The 12,587-nt window shown below is 70.9% G+C and carries 9 protein-coding genes; 6 read left to right on the plus strand and 3 right to left on the minus strand.

Annotated features, from left to right (window positions below; all coding sequences use genetic code 11):
- Positions 1 to 9: 9 nt before the first annotated feature.
- Positions 10 to 3,075, plus strand: coding sequence for an excinuclease ABC subunit UvrA (gene uvrA / locus AQJ27_RS08590; protein WP_067364121.1), 3,066 nt, complete (start codon positions 10 to 12; stop codon positions 3,073 to 3,075).
- A gap of 129 nt (positions 3,076 to 3,204) precedes the next feature.
- Here the strand turns inward: uvrA and AQJ27_RS08595 are convergent, their stop codons facing one another.
- Both AQJ27_RS08595 and AQJ27_RS08600 read right to left on the minus strand, forming a co-directional pair.
- The gene (locus AQJ27_RS08595) at positions 3,205 to 4,116 is read right to left on the minus strand and encodes a carbohydrate kinase family protein (protein WP_067364124.1); all 912 of its coding nucleotides are present in this window, start codon (positions 4,114 to 4,116) and stop codon (positions 3,205 to 3,207) included.
- Complete coding sequence (locus AQJ27_RS08600; protein ID WP_067364127.1) at positions 4,113 to 5,198, minus strand: LacI family DNA-binding transcriptional regulator; 1,086 nt, start codon at positions 5,196 to 5,198, stop codon at positions 4,113 to 4,115. The genes AQJ27_RS08595 and AQJ27_RS08600 overlap by 4 nt, the downstream gene beginning before the upstream one ends.
- A 313-nt stretch (positions 5,199 to 5,511) precedes the next feature.
- Here AQJ27_RS08600 and AQJ27_RS08605 point away from each other — a divergent pair, with 313 nt between their 5' ends.
- Complete coding sequence (locus tag AQJ27_RS08605; RefSeq protein ID WP_067364130.1) at positions 5,512 to 5,916, plus strand: Rieske (2Fe-2S) protein; 405 nt, start codon at positions 5,512 to 5,514, stop codon at positions 5,914 to 5,916.
- A 39-nt stretch (positions 5,917 to 5,955) separates the two neighbouring features.
- Here AQJ27_RS08605 and AQJ27_RS08610 read toward each other — a convergent pair whose 3' ends face one another.
- On the minus strand, positions 5,956 to 6,903 hold the full coding sequence (locus tag AQJ27_RS08610) for a hypothetical protein (RefSeq protein ID WP_067364133.1): 948 nt from the start codon (positions 6,901 to 6,903) through the stop codon (positions 5,956 to 5,958).
- Positions 6,904 to 7,195: 292 nt separating this feature from the next.
- Here AQJ27_RS08610 and uvrC point away from each other — a divergent pair, with 292 nt between their 5' ends.
- From uvrC to whiA, 4 genes are read left to right on the plus strand one after another with little or no spacing between them, the layout of a single operon-like run.
- Positions 7,196 to 9,406: an excinuclease ABC subunit UvrC gene (uvrC, locus tag AQJ27_RS08615; RefSeq protein WP_067364136.1), complete on the plus strand. Its 2,211-nt coding sequence runs from the start codon at positions 7,196 to 7,198 to the stop codon at positions 9,404 to 9,406.
- Positions 9,403 to 10,416: an RNase adapter RapZ gene (gene rapZ / locus AQJ27_RS08620; RefSeq protein WP_067364139.1), complete on the plus strand. Its 1,014-nt coding sequence runs from the start codon at positions 9,403 to 9,405 to the stop codon at positions 10,414 to 10,416. The genes uvrC and rapZ overlap by 4 nt, the downstream gene beginning before the upstream one ends.
- A complete protein-coding gene (locus AQJ27_RS08625; protein WP_067364142.1) occupies positions 10,413 to 11,483 on the plus strand; it encodes a gluconeogenesis factor YvcK family protein in 1,071 nt (356 codons plus the stop codon). Before rapZ ends, AQJ27_RS08625 begins: the two co-directional genes overlap by 4 nt.
- Complete coding sequence (gene whiA, locus AQJ27_RS08630) at positions 11,474 to 12,463, plus strand: DNA-binding protein WhiA (protein ID WP_010987695.1); 990 nt, start codon at positions 11,474 to 11,476, stop codon at positions 12,461 to 12,463. The genes AQJ27_RS08625 and whiA overlap by 10 nt, the downstream gene beginning before the upstream one ends.
- Positions 12,464 to 12,587 lie beyond the last annotated feature (124 nt).

A 12,587-nucleotide genomic window follows, 5' to 3' on the forward strand; every position in this document is an offset into this window, starting at 1 on the left:
CGGACCGGCGTGGCCGACCGTCTCATCGTCCGTGGAGCGCGCGAGCACAATCTGAAGAATGTCTCGCTCGACCTCCCGCGCGACTCGCTCATCGTCTTCACGGGCCTGTCGGGGTCGGGCAAGTCCTCGCTGGCCTTCGACACGATCTTCGCCGAGGGGCAGCGGCGTTACGTGGAGTCACTGTCCTCGTACGCCCGGCAGTTCCTCGGCCAGATGGACAAGCCGGACGTCGACTTCATCGAAGGCCTCTCCCCGGCGGTCTCCATCGACCAGAAGTCGACCTCGCGCAACCCGCGCTCGACGGTCGGCACCATCACCGAGGTCTACGACTACCTGCGTCTGCTCTTCGCGCGCATCGGCAAGCCGCACTGTCCCGAGTGCGGCCGCCCCATCACGCGCCAGTCGCCGCAGGCCATCGTCGACAGGGTTCTGGAGCTGCCCGAGGGAAGCCGCTTCCAGGTCCTTTCGCCGCTGGTGCGCGAGCGCAAGGGCGAGTTCGTCGACCTCTTCGCCGATCTCCAGACCAAGGGGTACAGCCGGGCGAGGGTCGACGGTCAGACGATCCAGCTCACCGAGCCGCCCACGCTGAAGAAGCAGGAGAAGCACACCATCGAGGTGGTCGTCGACCGCCTCACGGTGAAGGACTCCGCCAAGCGCCGCCTCACCGACTCCGTGGAGACCGCCCTCGGGCTCTCCGGCGGCATGGTCGTGCTCGACTTCGTCGACCTCCCCGAGGACGACCCCGAGCGCGAGCGCATGTACTCGGAGCACCTGTACTGCCCGTACGACGACCTGTCGTTCGAGGAGCTGGAGCCCCGCTCCTTCTCCTTCAACTCGCCCTTCGGCGCCTGCCCCGAGTGCACCGGTATCGGTACGCGCATGGAGGTCGACCCCGAGCTGATCGTCCCGGACGAGGACAAGTCCCTCGACGAGGGCGCCATCCACCCCTGGTCGCACGGGCACACCAAGGACTACTTCGGGCGCCTCGTCGGAGCCCTCGCCGACGCGTTGGGATTCCGGACCGACATCCCCTTCGCCGGTCTCCCGCAGCGCGCCAAGAAGGCCCTGCTCTACGGCCACAAGACGCAGATCGAGGTGCGCTACCGCAACCGGTACGGGCGCGAGCGTGTCTACACCACCCCCTTCGAAGGGGCCGTCCCCTTCATCAAGCGGCGGCACAGCGAGTCCGAGAGCGACGCCAGCCGCGAGCGCTTCGAGGGCTATATGCGCGAGGTGCCCTGCCCCACCTGTGAGGGCACCCGCCTCAAGCCGCTCATCCTCGCCGTCACCGTCATGGAGAAGTCGATCGCGGAGGTCTCCGCGATGTCGATCAGCGACTGCGCGGACTTCCTGGGCAAGCTGAAGCTCGACGCGCGCGACAAGAAGATCGCCGAGCGCGTCCTGAAGGAGGTCAACGAACGGCTGCGCTTCCTGGTCGACGTCGGCCTCGACTACCTGTCGCTCAACCGCGCGGCCGGCACACTCTCCGGCGGCGAGGCCCAGCGCATCCGCCTGGCCACCCAGATCGGCTCCGGCCTCGTCGGCGTCCTGTACGTCCTCGACGAGCCGTCCATCGGCCTGCACCAGCGCGACAACCACCGGCTGATCGAGACCCTGGTCCGGCTGCGCGACATGGGCAACACGCTCATCGTCGTCGAGCACGACGAGGACACCATCAAGGTCGCCGACTGGGTCGTCGACATCGGCCCCGGCGCGGGTGAGCACGGCGGCAAGGTCGTGCACAGCGGCCCCTTGAAGGGACTGCTCGCCAACCCCGAGTCGATGACCGGCCAGTACCTGTCGGGCAAGAGGGAGATCCCGCTTCCGGACGTCCGCCGCCCCGCCGACCCGGGCCGCAGGCTCACCGTGCACGGCGCCCGTGAGAACAACCTCCAGGACATCGACGTGTCCTTCCCGCTGGGCGTGCTCACGGCGGTCACGGGTGTCTCGGGTTCCGGCAAGTCGACGCTGGTCAACGACATCCTGTACACGCACCTGGCGCGCGAGCTCAACGGCGCCCGGAGCGTTCCCGGGCGGCACACGCGTGTGGACGGCGACGACCTCGTCGACAAGGTCGTGCACGTCGACCAGTCGCCCATCGGCCGCACCCCGCGCTCGAACCCGGCCACGTACACCGGAGTCTTCGACCACGTCCGCAAGCTGTTCGCCGAGACGACCGAGGCGAAGGTGCGGGGCTACATGCCCGGCCGCTTCTCCTTCAACGTCAAGGGCGGCCGCTGCGAGAACTGCTCGGGCGACGGCACCATCAAGATCGAGATGAACTTCCTGCCGGACGTGTACGTCCCCTGCGAGGTCTGCCACGGGGCGCGCTACAACCGGGAGACCCTGGAGGTCCACTACAAGGGCAAGTCCATCTCCGAGGTCCTCGACATGCCGATCGAGGAGGCCCTCGGCTTCTTCGAGGCCGTCCCCGCGATCGCCCGCCACCTGCGCACGCTCAACGACGTCGGTCTCGGTTACGTACGGCTCGGCCAGTCTGCGCCGACGCTGTCCGGCGGCGAGGCCCAGCGCGTCAAGCTCGCCAGCGAGCTGCAGAAGCGTTCCACGGGCCGCACGGTGTACGTGCTGGACGAGCCGACCACCGGTCTGCACTTCGAGGACATCAGCAAGCTGATCACGGTGCTCTCCGGTCTTGTCGACAAGGGCAACACGGTCATCGTCATCGAGCACAACCTCGACGTCATCAAGACCGCCGACTGGGTCGTCGACATGGGCCCGGAGGGCGGCAACGGCGGTGGTCTCGTGGTCGCCGAGGGCACGCCCGAGCAGGTCGCCGGGGTTCCGGCCAGTCACACCGGCAAGTTCCTGCGCGAGGTCCTGGGTGCCGACCGGATCAGCGACGCCGCCTCCGTACCGGCTCCCCGCAAGGCGGCGGCCAAGAAGGCGGTCGCGGCCAAGTCGACGGCCAGGAAGACGACGACGAAGGCCGTGAACAACACGACCACGAAGGCCGTGAACAACACGGCCACGAAGAAGGCCGCCGCGGCCACCAGCACGACGGCCACGAAGAAGGCGACCCCCGCGAAGAAGACCACGCGGGCACGCAAGGCCTGATCCGGCCGGACGGGCCGGGCCCGACACATCACGAAGAACACGGTGCCCCATGGAAACTCCCCATGGGGCACCGCCCGTTGCACAGTCGGCCGCCCTTGGACCACATCGGTCTCAGAGGATCCGGCTGCCTCAGGGGGCGTCGAGTTCCGCGGCGAACGGGGGCTCCGCGCCCGCTCGTGAGCAGGTGATCGCCGCCGTGCGGGCCGCGAACCGCAGCAGCTCGCTCCAGCCGTCGGGGCCCAGCTCGGCCAGCGCCGCCGGGGACAGCGCGTCTCGCGCGGCCAGGCCGTGCAGCAGGGCCGCGTTCACCGTGTCTCCGGCGCCGATGGTGTCCACGACCTCGACCGGCTCACCGGGCACGGAGTGGACGGAGCCGTCCTGGGTGAACACCGTCAGGCCGTCGCCGCCCTGGGTGATCACGACGGCCGCGGGACCGGACGCCAGCCATTCGCGCGGGGTGCCGCCCAGCCACAGCGCGTCCTCCTCGGAGAGCTTGAGGAGCGACACCGACGGCAGCCAGCTCTTGAAGCGGGCCCGATAGGCGTCCGCGTCGGGGATGAGCACGGACCGGATGTTCGGGTCGAGCGTGGTGAACACACCGCGCGCGGCGGCGGCCCGCATCAGCTCCTCGTAGGCGCTCGCGCCCGGCTCCAGGACCAGTGAGCAGGTCCCGAAGGACACCGCCCGGGTGGCGTCCGGGAGGCGCTCCGGCGCGGCGAACAGGCGGTCGGCCGTGCCCTCGACGTAGAAGGAGTACGCCGCCGATCCGTCCGCGTCGATGGAGGCGACCGCGAGAGTCGTCGGCTCCGTCCCGCGCTGCACCGAGGACACGTCGACGCCGGCCTCGCGCAGCCCGCCGAGGAGCGCCTCGCCGAAGGCGTCGTACGAGACCCGGGAGCAGAAGGCGGTGGGGGAGCCGAGGCGGCCCAGCGCCACGGCCGTGTTGTAGGGGCCGCCGCCGCGCGCGGGCCGCAGGCCTACGAGCGCGCCCGCGCCCTGCGGTACCAGGTCGATCAGGGCCTCACCGGCGACGACGATCACGACAGGGTTCCTTTCGCGGGACTCTTCTGACTCAGGTCGGTGTGGGAGGCCCCGGATGTCCCGGGCGGCTCGGCGCAGCCGCACGAGGTGCGGTGGACGAAGGCGCAGGGGAGCCGCACGGTGCGGGCCGGGTGGTCCGGCGAGGCGAGCCGTTCCAGGAGCAGCCGGACGGCCTGCGCGCCGATCTCCTTGCTGGGCTGGGAGATCGCGGTCAGCCGGGGTGCGAACAGATCCGCCCAGGCGAAGTCGTCGAAGCAGCACAGCGCCAGGTCGTCCGGCACGGACAGACCGCGTTCGCGCAGGGCGCGCAGGGCCCCGATGGTCATCGCGTTGTTTCCGGTGACCAGCGCGGTCGGGGGCGCCGCCAGGGACAGCAGCGCGTCGGTGGCTCGTTCGGCGGCCGCCGCCTCGGAGTCGCCGTGCGCCACGAGCCGTTCGTCGTAGGGGAGTCCGGCGCCCGCGAGGCCGTGGCGGTAGCCGGAGATCCGCTCGTTCGTGGTGCTGAACCCGGGCAGGCCCGCGACGAGCCCGATGCGCCGGTGACCCCGTTCGGCGAGATGCCCGACCAGCCGTGCCATCGGCTCGGCGTTCTCGGCGCAGACCTGGTCGAAGCGGAAGGGGTGGTCGGCCGGGGCCTTGACCAGGCGGTCCAGGAAGACGGTCGGCACGTTGTGCTGCCCGAGGTAGCGCAGGAGCGCGTCCGGATCGGCGGAGGGCGCGACGATCAGACCGTCGACGCGTCGCTCGTGCAGCAGCTGGACGACCTTCCGCTCGTGCTGGGGATCGTCGTGCGGATCGGCGAGAAGCAGCCCGTATCCGTGCTCCAGGGCCCCCGCCTCGACGCCCTGGAGGATCTCCGTGAAGTACGGGTTGCTGATCGCCGACACCGCGAGGCCGATGGACCGGGTGCGTGCGGTGACCAGCGAACGGGCCAGGGTGTTGGGCGTGTAGCCGAGCACGTCGATGGCGTCCAGGACGGCCTGACGGGTGTGGGGCAGCACGGGGCGCGTGTCGTTGAGCACATGGGAGACGGTCGCCACGGACACTCCCGCGTGAGCCGCCACGTCGACCATGGTTGCCATCGCCCTGCCTCGCCTCTCCCCGGGCGCCCCACTGGGGCCTTCCCCGAACTCTCGGCCTGCTCCGGCGGGAACGTATCGCATTCGACGGTGGACGTAAACGCTTGCGCAAACGTTTACGTCCTGTGACCCGCACCTTGAGGGCACCGTCGGGGCCGCACCTACGAGGACCCCTCGGGCCGCCCCTACGAGGACCCCTCGGGCCGCACCTATGAGGCCCCTTCGGGTCGCACCTGTGCGGACCCCTTCGGGGCGGAATGATCCCTACCGGTATCGTCGGCACACACCACACCCGGCCCCGACCCGTGGAGACGCCATGCCTGCCCGCCGTACCGTCCTGCGAGGAGCGGCGCTCGCCCCGGTCGCCGGGATCGCTCTCAGCGCCTGCTCCGGCGGCGGCGGGGGCGGGACGCCGGGGGCGCCGACCGCGCCGGTCGAGCTTGGCGCGGAGAGCGAGGTCGCCAAGGGCGGCGCCACGCTGTACCGGGAAGAGAACGTCGTGGTCAGCCGTGCCGAGGACGGCTCCCTGAAGGCGTTCAGCACGATCTGCACGCACGCCGGGTGCGCCATCAACAAGCTTCAGGGCACGACGCTGATCTGCCCGTGCCACGGCAGCGAATTCGATGCGGCGACGGGCGAGGTGCTGCAGGCCCCCGCCACCGTGGCGCTGAAGGAGCTGTCCGTGCGGGCCAAGGGCGGCAGGATCGTCGCGGGTCCCTGACCGGGAGTGCGGCGACGCCCGCGTCCCCGGCCGGCCGGGTCACTCCCAGTCCCAACCGATGCCCACGATGCCCGACCGTACCCGCGGCTCGACGAGATGCACCGAGCGATGGCGCCCGCTGAGGGAAAGCTCCTGGCGGCCGCTGCGCGGCGCCGCCGCGGAGTGCTGGGTGAACCGGTGGCAGCGCACGGGCAGCGCATCCTCGGCGAACCGCACCTGGAGGGCGTACTGCCCGCCCGCGAAGCCGAACCCGCGTACGTACTCGCTGGACGCACCGGCCGTGCCGTCCTCGAAGCCGTAGCGGAAGAGGAACGTATCTCCTGCGCGCAGCCGCGTGTCGAAGAGCAGCTCGGCGACCAGCACCCCGGTGTCGTGGTGCCAGCGCACCCGTCCCGTGCGGCAGTTTTCCAGGGCTCGGACCGCCGTGCGCTCCGGGGCGCAACCAGGGTCACCGTGGTGGACGGCCACATAGCGGTCCACGCCGTCCTTGTAGGCCCGCACGATGTGGTGGGACTCGCGCGCGAGCAGCTCGCGGTGCGTGCCTATCCGGACGAGTTCGTGGTGGCCGAGGGTGTGCAGCCCGCCGTCGAGCGGCGACTCCAGCTCGGCCAGGAGCCGCTCCAGGACACCGGAGGCCTCCACCAGGGAGCGGTACGAGCGGCCGGTGGGGCGCTGGGGGTCGCAGCGCTGGTCGGCCTTGGCCAGCAGCCGGATCAGTGACTCGTCCGGGAGCTGGAGGATCTCCTCCAGGGCGCGTACGGCGCGCAGCGACTCGGGGCGCTGTGGGCGCCGGGCGCCCTGCTGCCAGTAACTCAGGCTCGTGACCCCGACTTTGACCCCGTACCGAGACAGGTGGTGCTGTACGCGCTGCAGGGGCAGGCCGCGTGCGGCGATCGCGGCGCGCAGCGCGACATGGAAGGGGCCTCCCGCCAGGGCCGTCTCCAGTTCCGCGATGGCGACGTCCGCGTGCTGTGTGCCGTACCGCATGCAGGGGCCTTTCTGTGAATGTTCACAACGGCTGGTCAGACCGTTGGACGTGGGTCGTCGGGGGCGCCCGGCCGGCGCGCGGGGCTTGTTCACACGCGCCTGTCGCTGTCCACGACCCCGAGTTCCCACGCATTGAAGCGTGTTGACCAAGCCCCGACAACACCTGATACGCAACCTACTCAACCTGCCGTACCGCCCTCTGGCCGATCTGCGATCGCGGTCCCGGCGGCTGAGTCCACAGGCGGGCCGGGAGGTCGTCGCGGTGTCAGCCCTCGCCAGTAGGGTGTGTGACATGGCCGACCCCTCCAGCTACCGCCCCAAGCCGGGACAGATCCCGGACTCTCCCGGGGTGTACAAATTCCGCGACGAGCACCGCCGGGTGATCTACGTCGGAAAGGCGAAAAGCCTGCGCCAGCGCCTGGCCAGCTACTTCCAGGACCTCGCCGGCCTGCACCCCCGCACCCGCACCATGGTCACCACGGCCGCGTCCGTGGAGTGGACGGTGGTGTCCACGGAGGTCGAGGCGCTACAGCTGGAGTACTCCTGGATCAAGGAGTACGACCCCCGGTTCAACGTCAAGTACCGCGACGACAAGAGCTACCCCTACCTCGCGGTGACGATGAACGAGGAGTTCCCGCGTGTGCAGGTGATGCGCGGCCACAAGCGCAAGGGCGTGCGCTATTTCGGTCCGTACGGGCACGCGTGGGCGATCCGCGACACCGTCGACCTGCTGCTGCGCGTCTTCCCGGTCCGCACCTGCTCGGCGGGCGTCTTCAAGAACGCCGCCCGCACCGGCCGCCCCTGCCTCCTCGGCTACATCGGCAAGTGCTCCGCCCCCTGTGTCGGGCGGGTCTCCGACGAGGAACACCGTGAGCTGGCCGAGGAGTTCTGCGACTTCATGGCCGGCCGTACGGGGACGTACATCCGCCGCCTCGAGCAGCAGATGACGGACGCGGCCGAGGAGATGGAGTACGAGCGGGCGGCCCGTCTGCGCGACGACATCGAGGCCCTGAAGAAGGCCATGGAGAAGAACGCGGTCGTGCTCGCCGACGCGACCGACGCCGACCTGATGGCCGTCGCCGAGGACGAGCTGGAAGCCGCCGTGCAGATCTTCCACGTGCGCGGCGGCCGGGTGCGCGGCCAGCGCGGCTGGGTCACCGACAAGGTCGAGGCCGTCACCACCGGTGACCTGGTCGAACACGCGCTGCAGCAGCTCTACGGAGAGGAGACGGGCGACTCCGTCCCCAAGGAGGTGCTCGTCCCGGCACTGCCCGACCCCGTGGAGCCCGTCCAGGAGTGGCTGACCGGGCGCCGCGGGTCGAACGTCTCCCTCCGCATCCCGCAGCGCGGCGACAAGAAGGCGCTCATGGAGACCGTGCAGCGCAACGCGCTCCAGGCTCTCGGCCTGCACAAGACCAAGCGCGCCTCCGACCTGACCACCCGCTCGCGCGCCCTGGAGGAGATCGCCGGAGCCCTCGACCTGGACAGCGCCCCGCTCCGGATCGAGTGCTACGACATCTCGCACCTCCAGGGGGACGACGTGGTCGCCTCCATGGTCGTCTTCGAGGACGGGCTGCAGCGCAAGAGCGAGTACCGGCGCTTCCAGATCAAGGGCTTCGAGGGCCAGGACGACGTCCGCTCCATGCACGAGGTGATCACCCGCCGCTTCAGGCGCTATCTCGCCGAGAAGGAGCGGACGGGCGAGTGGACGGACGGCGAGAACGCCTCCAGCGACAGGACCTCCGGCGACGGGACCTCCGGCGACGGGACCTCCAGCGACAGGACCTCCAACGACGGGGCCCCCACTGACGGGACCTCCACCGAAAGCGCTCCCCTGGGGAACACCACTCTGGAAGGTGACACCACGGGGAACGCCTTCGCGGGGAACGCCTTCACCGAGGAGGACGGCCGCCCCAAGCGCTTCGCCTACCCTCCGCAGCTCGTCGTCGTCGACGGTGGCCAGCCGCAGGTCGCGGCGGCCCAGAGGGCCCTCGACGAACTGGGCATCGACGACATCGCCGTCTGCGGCCTCGCCAAGCGCCTGGAGGAGGTCTGGCTGCCGCACGAGGACGACCCGGTGGTCCTGCCCCGCACCAGCGAGGGCCTGTACCTGCTCCAGCGGGTCCGTGACGAGGCCCACCGCTTCGCCATCACCTACCAGCGCACCAAGCGGGCCAAGCGATTCAAGGCGAGCCCCCTGGACGAGGTGCCGGGCCTCGGCGAGACCCGCAAGCAGGCGCTGATCAAGCACTTCGGCTCGGTGAAAAAGCTGCGGTCCGCGACCATCGACCAGATCTGCGAGGTCCCCGGCATAGGCCGCAAGACGGCCGAGGCGGTCGCCGTGGCCCTCGCCCAGGCGGCTCCGGCCGCACCCGCCGTGAACACGGCGACTGGAGAGATCATGGAAGACGAGGAAGTCGGGGCGTCCGGTACGACCACGGGCTCCCCGGAGGAGCCCGTGACCGCGGGCGCCTCACACGAGCGACGGGGGCAGGAGACATGAGCGACAACGAACGACAAGAGATCCCAGCACAGACCGGACAACCGGCCGAACAACCGGCCGGACCGCAGACCGGAGAGACGGCCGCACCACAGGCCGCCGACGAGACCCAGGGGGGTACGACGATGGAGACGCCCGCGGTGCCCGAAGCCGCCATCCCCGAGCTGGTGATCATCTCCGGGATGTCCGGGGCGGGCCGGTCGACGGCCGCCAAGTGTCTGGAGGACCTCGGCTGGTTCGTCGTCGACAACCTGCCACCCGCGCTGATCCCCACCATGGTGGAGCTCGGCGCCCGCTCCCAGGGCAACGTGGCGAGGATCGCGGTCGTCGTCGACGTACGAGGCCGCCGCTTCTTCGACAACCTCCGCGAGTCCCTCGCCGACCTGGAGGCGAAGAACGTCACCCGGCGGATCGTCTTCCTGGAGTCCTCCGACGAGGCCCTGGTGCGCCGCTTCGAGTCCGTGCGCCGTCCGCATCCCCTCCAGGGCGACGGCCGCATCGTCGACGGCATCGACGCCGAGCGCGAGCTGCTGCGCGAGCTGCGCGGCGACGCCGACCTGGTCATCGACACCTCCAGCCTGAACGTGCACGAGCTGCGCGCCAAGATGGACGCCCAGTTCGCCGGCGAGGAGGAGCCCGAGCTGCGGGCCACCGTCATGTCCTTCGGCTTCAAGTACGGCCTTCCGGTCGATGCCGACCTGGTCGTGGACATGCGCTTCCTGCCCAACCCGCACTGGGTCCCGGAGCTGCGCCCCTTCACCGGCCTGAACGAGGAGGTGTCGGCGTACGTCTTCAACCAGCCCGGCGCCAAGGAGTTCCTCGACCGCTACACCGAGCTGCTCCAGCTCATCGCCGCCGGCTACCGCCGCGAGGGCAAGCGTTATGTGACCATCGCGGTCGGCTGCACCGGCGGCAAGCACCGCTCGGTCGCCACCTCCGAGAAGCTCGCCGCCCGCCTCGCCTCGCAGGGTGTGGAGACCGTGGTCGTCCACCGGGACATGGGGCGCGAGTGACCGGACGTGCCGCACTGCGGCTGAGCAGGCTGCGCCGGGTCGCCTCCGAGGGACGCGGCGACAGGCCCGCCGAGGCGCGCGGCGGGAAGCCGCGCCGCCGGGGTGCCCAGCCCAAGGTCGTCGCCCTCGGCGGCGGCATGGGGCTGTCCGCCTCGCTCGCCGCGCTGCGCCGGATCACCGGCGACCTCACCGCCGTCGTCACCGTGGCCGACGACGGCGGTTCCAGCGGGCGTCTGCGTGACGAGCTGGGCGTGCTGCCGCCCGGCGACCTGCGCAAGGCCCTGGCCGCGCTGTGCGGCGACGACGACTGGGGCCAGACCTGGGCCCGCGTCATCCAGCACCGTTTCCAGTCCCAGGGCGATCTGCACGAGCACGCGGTCGGCAATCTCCTGATCGTCGCCCTGTGGGAACAGCTCGGCGACCATGTCCAGGCCCTGGACCTGGTCGGCAGGCTTCTCGGCGCGCACGGCCGGGTGCTGCCCATGTCCGCCGTACCCCTGGAGCTCCAGGCCTTGGTCAAGGGGCACGACCCGGAGCGGCCCGAGGACGTGGAGACCGTACGGGGACAGGCGACCGTGGCCCTCACCCCCGGCGAGGTGCAGTCCGTGCACGTCGTCCCCGCCGACCCGCCCGCCGTCCCCGAGGCCGTGGCGGCGGTCCTCGACGCCGACTGGGTGGTCCTCGGCCCCGGCTCCTGGTTCTCCTCGGTGATTCCGCACCTTCTCGTGCCCGAGCTCCTCGATGCGCTCACCGAGACGAAGGCGCGCCGGGTACTCTCCCTGAACCTCGCCCCGCAGCCCGGAGAAACCGAGGGCTTCTCCCCGCAGCGTCATTTGGAGGTTTTGGGACGACACGCCCCTAAACTCGCCCTGGACGTGGTGCTGGCCGACGAGGCCGCCGTGCCCGATCGCGACTCACTCACCGATGCCGCCCAGCGGTTCGGCGCCGCGGTCGAGCTGGCGCCGGTGGCCCGGACCGACGGATCTCCGCGGCACGACCCGGAGCTGTTGGCCGCCGCGTACGACCGTATTTTTCGGATGCATGGAAGGATCGGCCCATGGCGATGACGGCAGCGGTGAAGGATGAAATTTCCCGGCTCCCCGTCACCCGGACCTGCTGCAGAAAGGCGGAGGTCTCCGCCATTCTGCGGTTCGCCGGCGGCCTCCACCTGGTGAGCGGCCGGATTGTGATCGAGGCGGAGCTGGACACCGCGATGGCGGCGCGCCGGCTCAAGCGGGACATTCTGGAGATCTTCGGCCACAGCTCCGAACTGATCGTGATGGCGCCCGGCGGTCTGCGCCGCGGCTCCCGGTATGTCGTACGCGTCGTCGCGGGCGGCGACCAGCTGGCCCGCCAGACGGGGCTGGTGGACGGCCGTGGGCGCCCGATCCGGGGCCTCCCGCCGCAGGTGGTCTCGGGGGCCACCTGCGACGCCGAGGCGGCCTGGCGCGGGGCGTTCCTGGCGCACGGCTCGCTCACCGAGCCGGGCCGCTCCTCCTCCCTGGAGGTGACCTGCCCGGGTCCGGAGGCCGCGCTCGCGCTCGTCGGCGCCGCCCGTCGGCTCTCGATCGCCGCGAAGGCCCGCGAGGTGCGCGGTGTGGACCGCGTCGTAGTCCGTGACGGAGACGCGATCGGCGCGCTGCTCACCCGTCTCGGAGCACACGAGTCGGTGCTGGCCTGGGAGGAGCGGCGGATGCGCCGCGAGGTCCGCGCCACGGCCAACCGGCTCGCCAACTTCGACGACGCCAACCTGCGCCGCTCGGCCCGTGCCGCCGTCGCTGCCGGGGCCCGCGTGCAGCGCGCCCTGGAGATCCTCGCGGACGAGGTGCCGGAGCACCTCGCGGCCGCCGGACGGCTGCGCATGGAGCACAAGCAGGCCTCCCTGGAGGAGCTGGGCGCGCTCGCCGACCCGCCGCTGACCAAGGACGCCGTCGCCGGCCGTATCCGGCGGCTGCTCGCGATGGCCGACAAGCGGGCCCAGGACCTCGGCATCCCCGGGACGGAGTCGAACCTCACCGAGGAGATGGCGGACAACCTCGCGGGCTGACCCGTCCGATCGATCGCCAGAAGCCCAACACGCCGGTGCCGATGTCCACTTGGGACGTCGGCACCGGCGTTTGCGTTCCTGTGAGGCACCCTTGACTTGACCATGAAGTGTCATGAGCCTGGCA

The organism is Streptomyces olivochromogenes (assembly GCF_001514115.1).
In the GTDB taxonomy this organism is placed as follows: domain Bacteria; phylum Actinomycetota; class Actinomycetes; order Streptomycetales; family Streptomycetaceae; genus Streptomyces; species Streptomyces olivochromogenes.